At 57.2% G+C, this 15,728-nt stretch carries 10 protein-coding genes and 5 pseudogenes; 1 reads left to right on the forward strand and 14 read right to left on the reverse strand.

The window, feature by feature from the left end; all coding sequences use genetic code 11:
* Positions 1 to 440: 440 nt before the first annotated feature.
* The 14 genes and pseudogenes from AC1RZR_RS34340 to AC1RZR_RS34405 form a co-directional block, all read right to left on the reverse strand.
* Positions 441 to 2,027: a carbamoyltransferase C-terminal domain-containing protein gene (locus AC1RZR_RS34340; protein ID WP_481829564.1), complete on the reverse strand. Its 1,587-nt coding sequence runs from the start codon at positions 2,025 to 2,027 to the stop codon at positions 441 to 443.
* 498 nt (positions 2,028 to 2,525) lie between these two features.
* A pseudogene (locus tag AC1RZR_RS34345) lies at positions 2,526 to 2,672 on the reverse strand (ATP-binding protein); the annotation flags it as partial.
* Positions 2,672 to 3,263, reverse strand: a pseudogene (gene istA, locus AC1RZR_RS34350) (IS21 family transposase); the annotation flags it as partial. The pseudogenes AC1RZR_RS34345 and istA, both read right to left, overlap by 1 nt.
* A gap of 589 nt (positions 3,264 to 3,852) precedes the next feature.
* On the reverse strand, positions 3,853 to 4,782 hold the full coding sequence (locus AC1RZR_RS34355; protein WP_481829565.1) for a 2-oxoglutarate and iron-dependent oxygenase domain-containing protein: 930 nt from the start codon (positions 4,780 to 4,782) through the stop codon (positions 3,853 to 3,855).
* A 144-nt stretch (positions 4,783 to 4,926) separates the two neighbouring features.
* Positions 4,927 to 5,154, reverse strand: a complete 228-nt coding sequence (locus tag AC1RZR_RS34360) for a hypothetical protein (protein ID WP_481829566.1) — start codon at positions 5,152 to 5,154, stop codon at positions 4,927 to 4,929.
* 759 nt (positions 5,155 to 5,913) lie between these two features.
* On the reverse strand, positions 5,914 to 6,726 hold the full coding sequence (locus AC1RZR_RS34365; protein WP_481829567.1) for an SDR family NAD(P)-dependent oxidoreductase: 813 nt from the start codon (positions 6,724 to 6,726) through the stop codon (positions 5,914 to 5,916).
* A gap of 9 nt (positions 6,727 to 6,735) precedes the next feature.
* On the reverse strand, positions 6,736 to 7,497 hold the full coding sequence (locus AC1RZR_RS34370; protein WP_481829568.1) for an SDR family NAD(P)-dependent oxidoreductase: 762 nt from the start codon (positions 7,495 to 7,497) through the stop codon (positions 6,736 to 6,738).
* A 120-nt stretch (positions 7,498 to 7,617) separates the two neighbouring features.
* The gene (locus tag AC1RZR_RS34375) at positions 7,618 to 7,836 is read right to left on the reverse strand and encodes a hypothetical protein (RefSeq protein WP_481829569.1); all 219 of its coding nucleotides are present in this window, start codon (positions 7,834 to 7,836) and stop codon (positions 7,618 to 7,620) included.
* Between the two features lie 125 nt (positions 7,837 to 7,961).
* Positions 7,962 to 10,196 carry an HAD-IA family hydrolase gene (locus AC1RZR_RS34380; RefSeq protein ID WP_481829570.1) on the reverse strand — a complete coding sequence of 745 codons (2,235 nt, stop codon included), beginning with the start codon at positions 10,194 to 10,196 and terminating at the stop codon, positions 7,962 to 7,964.
* A 50-nt stretch (positions 10,197 to 10,246) separates the two neighbouring features.
* Positions 10,247 to 11,269: a hydroxymethylglutaryl-CoA lyase-like TIM-barrel protein gene (locus AC1RZR_RS34385; RefSeq protein ID WP_481829571.1), complete on the reverse strand. Its 1,023-nt coding sequence runs from the start codon at positions 11,267 to 11,269 to the stop codon at positions 10,247 to 10,249.
* A gap of 46 nt (positions 11,270 to 11,315) precedes the next feature.
* Positions 11,316 to 12,122, reverse strand: coding sequence for an SDR family NAD(P)-dependent oxidoreductase (locus AC1RZR_RS34390; protein ID WP_481829572.1), 807 nt, complete (start codon positions 12,120 to 12,122; stop codon positions 11,316 to 11,318).
* A gap of 117 nt (positions 12,123 to 12,239) precedes the next feature.
* The gene (locus AC1RZR_RS34395) at positions 12,240 to 13,004 is read right to left on the reverse strand and encodes an SDR family NAD(P)-dependent oxidoreductase (RefSeq protein ID WP_481829573.1); all 765 of its coding nucleotides are present in this window, start codon (positions 13,002 to 13,004) and stop codon (positions 12,240 to 12,242) included.
* A 352-nt stretch (positions 13,005 to 13,356) separates the two neighbouring features.
* Positions 13,357 to 13,779: pseudogene (locus AC1RZR_RS34400) on the reverse strand (winged helix-turn-helix domain-containing protein); the annotation flags it as partial.
* 448 nt (positions 13,780 to 14,227) lie between these two features.
* Positions 14,228 to 14,371, reverse strand: a pseudogene (locus AC1RZR_RS34405) (IS630 family transposase); the annotation flags it as partial.
* Positions 14,372 to 14,483: 112 nt separating this feature from the next.
* Here AC1RZR_RS34405 and AC1RZR_RS34410 point away from each other — a divergent pair.
* Positions 14,484 to 15,520: pseudogene (locus AC1RZR_RS34410) on the forward strand (IS110 family RNA-guided transposase).
* The last annotated feature ends 208 nt before the right edge of the window (positions 15,521 to 15,728 follow it).

Genomic DNA, 15,728 nt, shown 5'->3' on the forward strand with positions numbered 1-15,728 from the left:
CGGGCAGCAGCGCTTGCTTTAATCGTTTGTCTCATATTCCTCATATTGCTAATGCTTCTCGGGCCGGTCATCGGCTTGATAGCGGGGTAAACTCTCGCCTACTCGGCCCGTCAGCCGCCATGCGGACGCGATCGAGCACTGCCGTTGTTCCGGATCGCCTCGACAAAATCACGGCGCGAGCGGTAGATGAAGGCACAAGTCTGCCCACACCTCTCGACATCCTGCCGCGGACAACGCCAGCCGACGCATCATCTTCGAACGCAAACAAAGGCTCGTGATATAGACGGCGGGGTGCCGACGCTTGGAGAACAGACCGGCCGACCGTAAGCGCGAATTTCTACGCACCTTTTGCTGTTGAGTGCTCTGATGCATGAGGTGTCCACCAAAATAGGTGGACACCAAGTGATGGAAGAAGATGCTCAGAAACTGCGGGTGAGGCTCTACGTGGTTTTTTGTCCACTCGAGGCCTTGAGGGGGGCCTCCTTTAGGAGATAAAAGGCATCGCTGATCACGAATCCGTCGAGGCCTGCTGCCCGGGCATAAACTAGCAAGTCGCTTGCGCGATTGATGAAGCCGGTGCCATTGAAGTTCAGCGATGTGTTACAAAGAACACCGACTCCACTTTTCGCCTTGAATGAGGTAAGCAGTTGAAATAGGTGCGGGTTCTGCTTCTGTGAAACGGTTTGGGCCCGCGCTGTACCGTCAACATGCGTGACGGCCTCCAACCGGCCATCGAGAACCTTCTGGAAAAGAAGCATGTGGGGCGACGGGTGTGCCAAGTCGAAGTAGAGTGCGACGTCCTCTTCGAGGCAAACCGGAGCGATCGGGCGGAAACCCTCCCGGTTCTTGATGCGGTTTAACCGCTCATGAGTTGCCTTTGAGAAAGGCGCCGCGAGAATTGACCGGTTGCCGAGCGCCCGTGGCCCGATTTCGCAATTCCCCTGCACCCAGCCGATCACCTTGTCATCGAGCAACGCCGACGCCACTTGGCCGTAGTCGAGTGGATAAACGTCGAGCCCGGTGCGGTCAATTTCGTCAAGTGTGAAAGGCTGGCCTGAATAGACGTTCCATTTGATCTTCGCATTGCCAGTGAAATGTCGCATCGCGTCGACTGCGGTCCCGATTGCGGAGCCTGTATCGCTTGCGCATGGAGGAATGAAAACATCGCAAAAAAGGTTTGTTTCCAGCCATCTGCGGTTCCACTCGCAATTCAATCCGCACCCGCCGGCAATCAGAAGCGGGAAGCGCTTTGTCAAGTTCTTCTTCGCAAAAGTGTGGAACGAATCGAAGATGGCATCTGAAACTCGCCTGGCGACGTTGGTGAACTTCTGATGGGTTACGCCAATGTTGTAGTAGGGCGAATTCCGCAGGTCCTCCTTGGACAAGGGGTACACATCGCTTGGAAGCAGGAAATCGATTAGCGCCTGCTCGTCCCGGTCAGGCGATCCGGTCTCCCCATAGGCGCAAAGCGCCATTACCTTGCCGGCATGTTCGAGACGCGTTGGTCCTTTGGGCAAGGTATATTTTGGATCGGCGAGCGCATAAAGGAAGCCATATTTGTGTCCAGGATTCGTAATCGCTTTTCCCAAATGTACGACCTGCATGTACTCATCGATTTCATAGAAATCGCCGCACCATCCGTCCCAGATTAGCACGTAACAGGGCATCCCGGCGGGGAATGGCGACATGCCGTAGGAGCCCCAGAGATGGGAGCGCTCGTGCGTCGAGGTATAGAAGTGCACCTTACGGCCGAAAATGGTCCTCTCACCGACGATGACCGATCCCTGAGCTATGCCGTAGTATCCTACCGGGTCGTGGTTGAATCCTGTGTCCCACCCACCGACAGCAAACACATCCGGAATTGCGCCCAGACGCCCGGCCGCTTCGAGAATAGTCATCGGGTTGATAGGCGAATATCTGGCAAAGCTATCTTTCTCAGCCTCGTAGGAATAAATCAGCTCGGCTGCAGATGCATCCAGTGCTGAAATTGCTCCATCATGCCCTGGTTTAAATGCTATGATCTGCATATAATACTCCAGTCAGAAGACGATATGGCTAGTTCTCTTCTGTAGATTAGTAGATGTTGGCATATACATTCGTTTATAACGACCATACATAATAAGTCAACGGCAATATTGAGCATTCGTGTTAAATATTTGTGAATAACTATTGCGGAGTGTCAAAGATACGTCTCTATTTTATTTAGACTCCTTTCGCAACCGAGGCGTCGCTGGAGTCGGGAGGAGCGAGCGGCTTCATTGGAAATGGCGTGGAATCAGCTGCAATCTCGTACCAGGAATGCACGGCAATGTGACTCGGACGGTGGATGCGGTGGGTTCACCTGGGGGATCGCGCGACCCAACGGACGTTTCCTGGAACCTCTATCCGGTGCGAAGAAAAGGCATGAGGATGCGCTATGGGCCAGGTTCTGTATGGGAGCGCCACAACGACAGAGGCAATCATCAAGCGGCAGCAGCGTGTGCCGGCGGAAGGTGTCAAGCGAAGTGAGGATTTGACCCCTCCCTTCACTGGTTTGCTGTTTCGTTGGCTTCAAGCGTCGGTCCGATCTTCTGCAGAAGGCCGGACCGACGCTTTTCGCGGAAACGGTAGCTGTCGCTGCGGATGATGATCACCGTGGAGTGGTGAAGCAGGCGGTCCAGGATCGCCGTGGCCGCCAGGGCACCGAGTAGCTGTTCGTATCCAGATCGATCGCGCAGTCGGCCTGAACCTTGCGGATCAGGTCCCGCAGTTGCCCGAACGGCGCACTGCCGGAAAGCGGGCGGAGCGCTCGAGCTTCAGCGGCAAAACGTTCCACGGGCGCCTCCACCGCCGCCCAGCTCTCGAACCGGCGGCCGGCGATCGCGTTCTTCTTGACGTAGCCGACGCCGCGTTCGTCTTTCCCCTTCGTCCTAGCCCGATAAGGGGCACAGGCCCGCGGTGTGAGCCCCAATATCGGGCAAAAGCATGCAGCCGGGCGTTGAACCTCACCAGCCGCGTCGTGATGCTCAACCAGCGTCTTTGCATTATCGATCAGAACCTCCGCCGGCACGCCCCCAAACCGCAGGAAAGCGCCTTCCATCCCTTCGAACCAGTCGGTCTGGGGCTGCCGCGGCGAGGCCCGGAGTGCATCCGGCGCGAATAGCCAAGCGTCCCGACAATACATGGATCCGCACCCGCTCGCCGCCGATCCATACCCCCGTGTCGCCGAAGTCGATCTGCATCTGATGACCAGGCGCCGTCTCGAAGCGCACCGTTGCCAGTTGGTCGGCGCGCCGGCGCCGATCACTCCGGGTCGCGGTGGGTAACGTAGTTGAGTTGGCGCATCGCTTACGATTAGCCGTCCTCGGCTCGATCAGCAAGAGAGGCTGCCGTACGCCCCGGATTGGTAGGACGTGCAGTGCATATTGGACGTCCGTGATCGTACGATTCTGCTGCTGCTTGCGGTCTGACGGATGCGCAGCGGCGAGGTGGCGGCATTGCGCCTGGCCAGCGGAACGCTACGGCTTTCCGCCTGAAGCGCCGCCAGACGTAGATTTATCTGCTGGTTCCCTCTGTGGCTGAGACGCTCGACATGGCGCGACCGCTATCATCGTGCCCGGAAGTATTCCTTTGCATGCAGGCGACTTCCCACGCCCGAAATCATTGCCTTAGCGCAGCGGCACAATGGAAACCGTGGCGCTGCAGCTTGCTTGAAAAGCACCGCGTGGATCTCGTGTGGCCACATTTCAAATAATGGGTGCGTATCAGGCTCTCCCGAGGCGTTGCACCCGCTTGCTTCTGTGGAGAGTTCTTCCGGTTCACCACGTGCCAAGTGGTAGCTATAGTTTACGCATGCTTCAAAACGCCGAACGCTTACTGCAACTCTCGCGCGCGTCCGCCGCCGTTACCCTCATCCCAGACTAATTCGAAGTTGCGTAGCATCTTTTCTTCGACTCTGAAGGTTTGCTTCCCCTGTCGCGAAGTCAGGCGAGCGTCGATGTCGGGATAGATAAAGAATGGAAGGGAAATTCGTTCGGCCGGGCCACTGTGCACCACCTGATGCGGTGTACTCTTGAACCGGTCATCGCTCAAGGCCTGAAGCATGTCGCCCAGATTGACCACCAGACTGTCGGGCAAGCTCGGCGCCGGCACCCAGCGCCCTCCGAACCACACCTGCAAGGAGCGCGTCGGGAGTTCCTCCTGCAACAGCAGCGTGAAGAACCCACTGTCGGTATGCTTTCCGGCCGTGCCGCCAGTAGATGGATATCGGATCACGCGCTGCAGGACCGTCGGCGGGTTGAAATGGCGTCGGAACCAGCCCTTTTCCATACCGATCAGGTCGGCCAGAGCGCCCCCCAACTGCGGCACAACCTCGCTGAGCACTGTAGCTTGCAATGCAAGTAGGCTCCGCGCGAAACCAGGAGCCACCGCATCATCCGGAAGGCGCGTGATTCCGGCAAACGGACGCCGGTCGCCCTCTTTCTCAATTCCGAGATCGAATATTTCCTTTGGATCGGGGCCGGCATCCGGATGTAGCATTTCACCGTGCAACGGAATGTATCCTCGAGCGGTAGCGGGGTACACGTCTTGAGAGGCGTGACCGTAGCGCTCCTTCGTAGCCTGCGGCAACGCGAAGAAACGCCGGGAAGCGTCGATCGCTTCTGCGATCTGTTCTTTCGGGATTCCGTGCTCGAGGTAGAAGAACCCGTACTGCTCGCAGGCCGTGCGTAGGTGCTGTTGCTCTTCATGTCGCGTTGCATCGGCTGCGAGTTTCATCAGTGAGATTTGCGGTAGCGTGGTCATAGCTGCTTCTCCGTTGGTGCGTTGGCTTTGTCGGTCACTTGAACCACCCAGTAATGCGCGCACTCCTCGGTGATGTATTTCTCGTCGTTTAGACACTGTGCCGTCACGAGGGCGCCCCCATCCTGCAGACGCCCAGCCTCATCCTCAAAGGATATGGCCTCCGCATAGCTCTTGCGGGTGCTTGCGATGATGAATCCGGGGGGCGCGCGTAACGCGAGCCGATTCGCGCAGCGCATTCGGTCGGACGTGGCCGAGCGTGAACACGCCGTAGCAAACCGTAGTGTCGTACATCGCACTGGAGTAGTCGGAGAGCGGCCCGATAAGGCCGACATCCCCTTGGACATGGGCGGCAGACGCGGGTTTGTCTGTCATTCCTAGCTATCTCCTGTAACGACCGGCCCCACTAGAGTTTAGGCACATTAATCCACTTTTATAATCAATATGTGGATTGCCATCGTGTAATTCTTTCTTGCCACCATATTAAATTCCATCGTATCAATCGTTCCGGTCGTTTACAACCATTACTAGCGATAAGACTGTATAGTAATTATTAATTTTGTCCATGTTGTGTTAAAGATCGTTGAAAAATACGTTACAATTTGCCCGCAAGAAGGTCATGCGGGAGGGAAGTTCTCCGCAGATTCTGTTCAAGAATGCGCCGAAGGTTGGCCTCAACCCTCCGGGCGATTTAAACTCACAGACGAGCCGTATTGTTACAGTTCCGCGTGCTTTCCCCTTCGGGCGCAGATTGGAAGGCAAACTTGGGACATGCCGAAAGCGGTACGTGATCAAGGGTTCCTGTCCCTGTCGTCCAGACACAATTATAAAATCCTCATCGGCATCGGCCCTCCCCCAGCATCCATGACGCAAGGCGCGACATGTTCTGAGGCCGTTTGAGAAACGGGTTCGTGTCCCATCAGGTTCTCTAATCGCCTCTTTCAATGGGCTACGTTCTCTTCGCGGATGCAGCGCTTGCCGGGCTCAAGGTTCTCTGCGTGGTCGATCGCAAGGATCGCCGCATGTTTGGCGTCGGAACGGGTGAGTTGAAATCCTGGGGTGCAAAGGAGGGCCAGGATGACCTGGGCGAGGTACAGTCCCTGTCGCAACCCGTTCGAAGTCGCCAACGCCCCACTATGGCTGCGCCTTGGTCAGCTTAGCCCGATACTCCTCGTCCAAGACGGCCGGCAGGGATATCTTTTTGGTTCGCGCGCCATCGACGGAAATCATCTCACCGCTGACGAAACTGGAATCATCACTAGCCAACCACAGGACCGCATTGGCTATTTCCTTTGGAACGCCAGTCCTTCCGACCGGGTGAAGTTGTCCCAATTCCCGCTCGATCAGGCTTCGGTCCGGGTGCATCTCGATGTACGCACGATTGAGGTCGGTATCAATCCAGCCGGGGCACACGGTATTGCAACGTATGCCATCCGGCCCGAGGTCAACTGCCAGGCCCAGCGTAAGACCATGCACGCCGGCCTTGGTGGCGGCGTAGGCAGTATGCCAAGGGTTGACCATAAAGCCCTCGACAGATCCGATGTTGACGATCGTGCCCGCGCCAGTACGCCTCATTTCAGGGACGACATATTTGGCCATCAAAAACGGGCCACGGAGATTGACCGCCATAAGCCTGTCCCAATCCTCGGCACACTGCTCGTCGATCGACTTATGGATGACCAGACCGGCATTGTTGACCAACACGTCGATCCTGCCAAACTTCTGCAGGACTCCGTCAACGAAGGTGCGAATTGAGACCTCTTTTGTGACATCGAGAGAGATAAACGTAAGCTTCTCGATTGCGGCGAAACCGGCGGAACGGCCGTCACGGAGATCGCCTATGACAACCAGGGCGCCTTCATCAGCGAGCCTCTCGGCAATTGCTCGCCCGATGCCTTGATTGCCCCCAGTGACGATGGCAACCCTACCTTCTAGCCGATTACCCAAGACTGCCTCCTAGCCTGCGGTGACGCCGCCATCTATTGGAATGGCCACCCCAGTAATATGCCTCGCTCCCTCGCTCGCCAAGAACACCGTCAGGTTTGCAACTTCTTTGGGAGCCGCTACGCGGCCCTGGGGCGTTGAATCGATGTTTCTCTGGAGGACTTCGTCGGCAGTAACCGGTTTGCTATGGGCCGACATAAGCATGGGGGTGTCAACGGCGCCAGGACAGACGGCATTGATGGTGATTTGCTCCTTGGCGTGATCGAGCGCCATGGCTTTTGTCAACAGAACGACAGCGCCTTTTGACGCACAATAGGCCGCCAGTCCGGGACCGCCGACCAATCCCACGTTCGAGGCAATATTGACAATGCTGCCGCCGCCGGTCGTCCTCATGGACTTCACCGCGGCCCGGCTGAAGTAGAACACACCGTTGACATTGGCGTCGAAGACCTGGCTCCAATCGTCATCGGTAGTATCGACGACGCTTCTACGTCGGATGATCCCGGCGCTGTTGACCAAGACGTCGACCTTTCCGAACCGCTTCAGAGTGGAACTAACCACCTGGTCGGCGAAGGCCGAGTCAGCCACATCGCCCAGCATCAATTCCGCCAGACAATTGAGTTTCTGAGCCGACCCCAAGGCTCTTCGGCCCCGCTCACGATCCCGGCCGACCAAAACGAGTGAGGCCCCTTTCGCAGCGAAGGCCTCTACGACGGCCTCCCCTATTCCCGACGTTGCGCCAGTAACGATAACCACCTTCTTGGAATGCGTCATAGTAGCGGTTGTCCTTAGAAATGATGAGGCCTAGCGGGTATCTTCGGCGGCCTGCTTCGTGATCTATGCCCACATACCGCCAGTTTCCCTTTTCGCTAGCTACCAAAAACATGGAGCTGACTAGCTGAAGTCATGGCGTGCCTTGGGCATCGGTGACGGGCTCATGGCAGCTTTTGTTAGCTCTTGGCCAACGCCGGAAAAGGATTTAGCGGCGGCAAACGCTTCCTCTGTTCTGCAAGCACGTTTTGAAATTGCCTTCTCCCTTACTACAATATACAGTTTTCTGTTGTATTTCGTATTAACTTCTGAATGGCCGCGAATTTTGGGAACAATAATCAACAGAGGCTCGCCGTGGAGGCGCCACGTAGGCACACCTATTGGGGCATCGTCCTTTTCTCTTGTCCCGCTCTGCCGGAATAGTCGAAACGATTGTCGCCATTTCACTTGTAGCCGTGCTGCCGCGTTCAACCAGTGCCGCCAATGTGCGCCTTGTCCACTCCAAGATACTCGCTCGAAGCTGCCCAAACCTGAGCTGTTGTATTGGAGTGCGTCGCCGACCGAAGGTGTGGAAACAAACTGCCGTCGAAAATTTGATGGAGGCTCTTTGCGACGAAATCCGGAGTGCCGTTCTTGTCTTGACGCAACTCGCCGGAGTTGTTGAGGCCAGTGATTACGAGAAGTGCGTCGAGCCCGGCAGCCTTTGCGCCCTTGATATCGGTATCAACCTGATCGCCGACCATCAAAAGACAGTCCGTACCTGTCCGAGCAATGCACTCTTCGAAAATCGCTCTTCCTGGCTTGCCCATAATCTCTACTGAGATTGGAGGCGCTCCGAAGGGCGCTAGTCCTGCTTGAAGCATTGGCCCTATTATGCCTGGTCCAAAGATGAGTGTGCCGTTTTTGCCAGGATAAATGATGTCCGCGTTTGCCGCTATAATACGGGGCATTTCACCCGTCTCGATCAGTCTGCGTTGAAAGGTCGACAGGATGTTATCGGCAGCCCGTTTAAAATCGAAACCCTCGTCATCGAGCACTACGAGCGTTTCGAATGTCTCGACCGTGTCAGCGCAATGAAGATTTGTATGCTTGCCGAAGATGTCATGCGCAGCCTGTGCACTGCCCACATATGAAACTAACCGCCCGGCCGCCAGCTCTTCGAGTACGCGATGCCGCGCAACACCTCCCGCGGACACGATACGGTCGACCGCCGGAATCGGAAGTCCCGCGTCGCGGAGACGTGCTAATATCGTTTCATCCGATCCACTGCTGATATTCGTCACGATGTAGTATGGCTGACCGGACGTATTAAGTCGGGCCAAGATATCAGCAGCGCCAGGCAGGGCTTCATTTTCGTTGATCAGGACCCCCGTCGCGTCGAAAAGTATCGCGTCATAGCAATCTGCCAGTGTCTGGGGAGGTGGGCTTTCGAGGGCCGCGGTTAGAGAGCTGGCCGACTCCGTCCTTGGCTGAACCGCGCTCGCCTTAGAGGTCGGAAAGTAGCCGTGGCGCACGACCCTCGCTTCGGGCGGTATGCTGCCCTCGCACGTCTCGCTATAAGCCCAGGCCAGCCACTCGCATAAGATGGCCAAGTCTTCTGTCTCGATCGTAGGCCCCGCCCATATCCGGAATCCCGGTGGCGCGTCACCGTAGCTCCAGATGTCAAAAGCCGCGCCTTCGGCTTCGAGTAGACGGATCATCCCCGCAGCGATTTTACCGTCGTCCTCCTCCGCGCCGGCAGCGAACTGCTCTCGTACCAGGCGAAGAGTAATTGAACAGGTGGAGCGTGCTGCCGGATTGGTGCAGGTCCAGTCAATCCAAGGAGTAGAGTTCACCCAGTCGGCCATCACAGCGTAGTTATTGGCAACCCTTTTCAGAAGCGCTGGTAGTCCGCCGCACGCTTCGGCCCAGTCGAGCGCAGAGTGGATATCCTCGACGGCGAACATGCTGGGGGTCGAGATCGTTCGGCCGCCAAAGAACGCCTTGTTTACAGATCCGTCGGGGTTGTGCAGTCTCATGAGCCGGGCTACAGATTTACGTCCGCCGGCTTTCAGCCGTGCCTGGGCACGAGGCGAGAGCGCGATCATGCCGTGGCCGCCTTCGCCGCCAAGCGCCTTCTGCCATGACCAGCAGAGAACATCGATCCGGTCGAAGTCGATGGGCCTCGTAAAAGCTGCCGAGACGGCATCTGCGATCACAAGCCCGGCACGGTCAGGAAGAATCCAGTCAAGATCCGGTGGACAGACGCCGCTGTTGGTGCCGTTTAGCACTAGAACGATGTCGTGATTGGGGTCGATCCTGCTCGTGTTCGGAAAATCTCCGTAGTCACAAATGTGCCGATTTTGAGGGGCAAGCCCTAACGTATCGATCTCATTTGCCCAATACTGCGAGAAGTTGTCTGACAAGAATGTCTCGACTGGACACGGGCCGAGCAGATTTTGTAAGGCCATGCTGCAGGCCCCAGTGCCTGAACCGGGCACGATTCCGCAGAGCCAGCTATCAGGCAGCTCTAGCAAAGAGGCCATGCGCCGGATTACTTCTCCGAGCCGTTCGGCTCCCTCGGAGCTTCGGTGACTCCGTCCCACATAGCGCAGCATAGTTGGGTGCACGCTCCAGCCGGGATGTTTGCGGCAAGGGCCTGATGAAAACCGTGGATCGAACGGGAGGACCGATGGTTTCACTACCGCATTTGGCAGGGTCATGGCTTCCTCCAAGTTGGGAAAAAGGGGCACCTCAATAGAGATATCTGAGATCAGGCGATGTCCTGCGCCATTAGCGCCGACAGCTTTTCATCGGCAAAACTCATCCGTTCATCGCGGCGGAGCTCTGAAAGGCGCCTGATAATCGCGGCGTTTGACAATGCCCCGCCTTCACAAAGCTTTTGAACGTAGGACGGATGGATGAAGTTTGAGCCTGCGAATTGATATGCCGCGCTGCTGCCCCAGCCATACCGTTTGCGAAGCGGATCGAAGTGACGCAGAACGTGCTCGAGGAGTGCCCGTTCCTGGGATGTTTCTAGGCGAGTGAGAATCGGTAGGAGCTGCTCACTAGCCGTATTTCCTGCCCCGCGGCCCATGCCCCCCATGGTGCAGTCTATCCAGGTCGCTCCCGCCGTCGCGGCGGCCACTGAATTGACCAGCGCATATCCGCGGTTGTCATGGCCGTGGAATCCAATGCCAGGCTCGATTCGGTCCGCAAACCAGCCGATTAATTCCTGAACGCGAGCCGGCTTCATAGAACCAAAGGAATCGACGATATAAAGCACGTCGATGGTGTCGATCTGCTTTACCTCCTTCAGGCACATCTCAACTGCTGCAGGATTTGCCGCGTCGATCTGCATGAGATTCAAAAACACACGGAAGCCCCTGTGAGACAGCTCACCGCAAATGTCCCGGCAGGCAGCCAAGTTGCTGTAATGCGCCGCCACGCGGACGGTCGTAATATGCCCTGGCACCAGCCCTTCTGTCAGGCGGATCACGGCAAGGGGTATAGGCAGTTCGCTCGCAAGCACATCCTTGGCATCGATCATCACGCATGCCTTGACTAGGAGACCGGCGGCCATCTGTTCGGCCTTAGAGCTCGTCACACTGGCGAAATATCCGTGGCTCGCAGGCTTTCCGGCGAGCCCCAGCTCGACCATGCGCACCGGGAGAGTGTTGATAGTAGCAATATAGTCCGACACCAGTTCCGGCGCGAAATGCCAATTTGTGTAGTAGCCGCCGTCGCGCAAGGTGCAGTCTAGGAAGTTCATTTCTTTTGGTATCGCGCTTAACATTACCCAGCCTCCTCGAAATACCGCCTCAACGTCGAAGCATCCTGCATCAGCTCGCGGCGTAGCCCCCATCGACATAGAGAATCTCGCCTGTTACGAACGACGCAGCTGGGCTCGCGAGGAAAATGTAAGGCCCGAAGTACTCGGACACATTGCCGCGGCGTCGCATCGGAGTGAGTTCCATTGCGCGGCGCTGATAAGGGCTATCGAGATTCGGATGCACCCCATCCATGAAGTTGTTGATGAATCCCGGTGCGACGGCGTTTACACGAATACCCCTATTGGCCCATTCTACCGCCATGGTGCGTGTCAGTTGATTGACGCCACCCTTGCTCGCAGCATAGACAGTCAGACCCGGTATGCCGAGCGAACTGGCGACCGAAGAAGTCATGATGATGCTGCCGCCGCCTTGATCCAGCATTGCTTGGGCGGCAAACTTGGCACAATAGTAGTAGCCACGCAGATTGGTATCGACAATTTCGTCCCATTCCGGCTCCTCATATGAATGCGCTGGCTTAATGATGTCGGTACCTGCGTTGCAGATCATCACGTCGATCTGCCCAAACCGGTCGACCGTGCTAGTGATCAGAGCCTTGCAATCGTCGTGCGACCGCACATCAGCGCGGATGGCCGTCACGTTGATTCCCTGGCCCGCGAGTTCGGCCTCTGCTTCGGCCAGCTCTTCAACATTGTGCGAGGAAAGGACTACCTTCGCCCCCAATCGTCCAAAGCAGGTGGCGAGCGACTTCCCTAGACCGCGGCTCGAACCTGAAATACAGACTACCTTGCCATCAATTCCGAAGATCTTCTGGTATCCTTCTGCACCAGTCGCAGAATTATGAGGTGTATCTGACATAGAGATTACCCACTCCAGCTATGAATACACGCATGTGCGATTTGAACGGCCGAGATCGATGACGGCTCTGTTTGCGTTGGCTTCGTTCATGCGACGGCTCCTAGTGCTACGAGTTGTTCAGATGGTTGCACTCAGCCCACCATCGATGACGATCAGGGTGCCGTTGACATAGGCCGCGCGGGCGCTGGCCAAGAATGCGGCAACTGCCGCGAATTCCGAGGGATCGCCAAGGCGTCGGGCCGGGGTCCTATCCTCGAGCGCACGGATGGCTTCAGCGTGGTCGCCGAGGCGATTGGCTTCGTGAATCGCGGTGCTGTGTGCACCAGGTGCGAGCACGTTTACTGTGATGCTCTCCCCCGACAATTCTTGTACGAGTGCGTGGCAGTAGGGCACTAGCCCTGCTCGTGCGACACCCGACAGCGCGAAATGTACCGGGGTCCGTACAATAGCCTCTGAAGCGAGCATCAATATTCGCCCCGCCCGCGAGAGCCGCAGATGCGGCAATGCAGCTGTAACTAGATTTATCGAAGGCAAAAGAACTCGGTCGAACGCTTCGTCGAAATCCTTAGGCGTCATGGCCGAGGGTGGCCCGGTAGAAACGCCGCCGCAATTCGTCACCAAGATGTCGATACACCGAAAATGCTCCGCTGTTTCGGCAACCCAAGCTGCTGCATCCGCGCAGTCAGTTACATCGGTCGCGCGCGCCAGTACTTCGGCGCCTTTGCTGCGCAACAGATCCACTGCTCTTTCTAGCCGCCCCGGATCCCGCCCACAGATGGACAGGCGGCAGCCTTCGTTGGCTAACTCCTCAGCTGTGGCCAAACCTAAGCCGCTGGATGCGGCCGCGACCATTGCCACCTTGCCGTCAAGCCCTAAATCCATCTTTTACCCCCAATTGACAGCGCCACGCTTCTTGGCACCGTTGCAGATAGCCAAGCATGTGCCGTGCCAACACGAAAAAATTCCTTCAAAACAGTAGGATAGCCCTGCTGAAAAAACGTCGGTTTTGCTCTTTCGTCGGATTCGCTACATTTGTGTCTCATGCACGCCGATACGGCTTCCGACGCTGAAGACAGCGTTGGGTAAGCAGCGTAAGTTTTTGCCGAGGCGAGTTATGCTAAGAGTCATGGGATTTGACCGATGTGGGCCCACTCCCGGTCTTCGACAGCTATGAGGCATCATCGCTGCCGCATGCTTAGCAGCAACTGCTCGCTGTCCCAGATGTCAATCTCTTCAATCGGAATGCCTCGGTGTCGGCAAATGGAAGCGCGAGAGCAGCGCCGATGCCGCGGGCCGGGCAAATTGCGCCGAACAGGTAGGCGCTGGTCAGCCGGTTGGCAGAGCCGCGTTCCACGCCTTGCCCATTGCCGCACGATCCCGTTCTTCTGACCAATTCTGGCTTCGCCCTGGAACCACAGCTCCACTTTCGTTCGCAGTGGAAGGTCGCAAAGATGTGCCTTCAGCGTGCACGGCCAGTTTTTGAATTCGTCGACGAACGTGGGCGTCCTGTGCCGGATGCAGCGGACGTGCGGTGACGTGCGAAAAGCCGAGCCTGTGCAGCAGCATTCCGACAAAGCGCGTGTGGCAGTCCACGCCGAAGCGATTCCCTGATGACGCACTTCAGATCGACGCGCCGCCAGCGCACGACACCAGTACGGTCCGGACTTTTGCGGCCAGGTCGGCTTGCTGTTCAGGCGGCAGACGACGGCGGACCAAGCGACCATTGATCGACAGACCTTCGGGACCTGCTACGCGCAGTATCAGCCAGATCGGCCCGAACGCATCGGTGGAGGCAATGGTGACATCTGGGATCGACCGCCGCGTTTAATCGTCGCGAGGACATCGCACGTCTTGGAAAAAATGGTTTCCAGCACAGTGTAAAGGTCTTTGCCAGGGGCGGTACGACGTCCGCTCCCAGTACCATAAACAGGGGAACGCCGAGCTCGTCTTCAATGACTTTGATCTGCCAACGGATCTCTCCCACTGTCTGTCAGCTTTGAGCAAGCAAGTTGCGTGCCGACTACTGCACTGTTCTGAATCGCATCACTCGTCCCAACCGACAGTCGAGCCCGGCCGGCCGTTTTGTCGGGCCTCCAACACTCTTGTCATTCGGCTGGGGTGAAGAGGTCAACGAGCGATCCGACGGCGTTCCACAGGGCTGTGATTGTCCTCTCGGCTTTGGCGCGCATAAGAGCCTTGAGTTTTGAGAAGGCGTTTTCGATCGGATTGAAGTCGGGGCTGTAGATGGGGTATTCGGCTTAGCGCCCTCTAGGCTTCGTGTGGAGAGGCGCTGCGCTTCGAGTTGATGATAGACGTGGTCTGTTCAGGAACAGCCACAAGCATCAGGAAAGGAAGCGCGGCATGAAGCATTATGCGGGGTTAGACGTTTCGGTGAAAGAGACGTCAGTATGCATCATCGACGAAACAGGCAAGGTTTGCCGTGAAGTGAAGGTCCCGAGCCACCCGGATGACCTTATCCGGGCTCTACAGGACCCAACCTGGCAACTGGCGCGCGTAGGGCTTGAGGCTGGGCCATTGTCGCAATGGCTGTTCAGCGGACTGGCGGCAGCCGGCTTGCCGGCGATCTGTATTGAGACACGGCACACGAAGGCGTTTCTAAAGGCGCAGGTCAATAAGAGCGATCGCAATGATGCCCGCGGCATTGCACAGATGATGCGGGTCAATCTGTTCCGGCCGGTGCACGTCAAGACGCTGACCAGCCAGAAACGCCGTGTCCTTTTGAGCGCCCGTAAGTTGCTGCAGGAGAAGGCAGTTGCCTTCGAGAACGACATCCGCGGTTTGTTGCGCAACTTTGGGCTCAAGGTCGGCACCGTTGGTACAGTCAATTTTGAAGAGCGAATTCGCGAACTCGTCGAGGACGAGCCTGAGATCGGCGACATCATCGAGCCGTTGCTGGCCGCCCGGCGGAACTGCGCGAAGAGTTCGCGAAACTCCATCGGAAGCTGCTGTCGATCGTCCGAGGTGACGAGGTTTGCAGGTGCTTGATGACGATCCCCGGCGTCGGACCTGTCGTCTCTCTGGCCTTCAGTTCCACAATCGATGTTCCGGCCCGCTTCAGCAGCTCGAAGGCCGTTGGTCCAGCGTTCGGTCTGACGCCGGTACTCAATCAGTCCGGCGAAAGTCGTCGCGTCGGCCGCGTCTCACTATGCGGCGACGGCATGATGCGCACGCCCCTCTATGAAGCCGCCCAATGCCTGCTGACGCGTGTGACGAAATGGTCGTGGTTGAAAGCCTGGGGGATGAATGTCGCCAAACGACGGGGTCGTCAGAAGGCCGTCGTCGCGTTGGCGCGGCGACTGGCAGTGATCATGCATCGCATGTGGAGCAACGGGACCGAATTCCGCTGGACCAGGGAAAGTATGCCGGCAGTTGCTTGAACGGTCTTCGGAAAGGAGAATAACATTCCGTCAGCCGGCGGAAAGACGTCCTTCGCGGGACGATGGATGAGATGAGTTCGTTGCCGCCCTGGTTCCGACCGCATATTGCGATCAGGACGCGCTGTAGATTGTTCCGTCTTGTCCTTCTAATCCCATATTGGGAGGGCCGAGACGCGCGCCGATCCCGGAGAGAAGCAAGAGCCCGCGA

It is taken from the genome of Mesorhizobium bavaricum, from assembly GCF_056781655.1.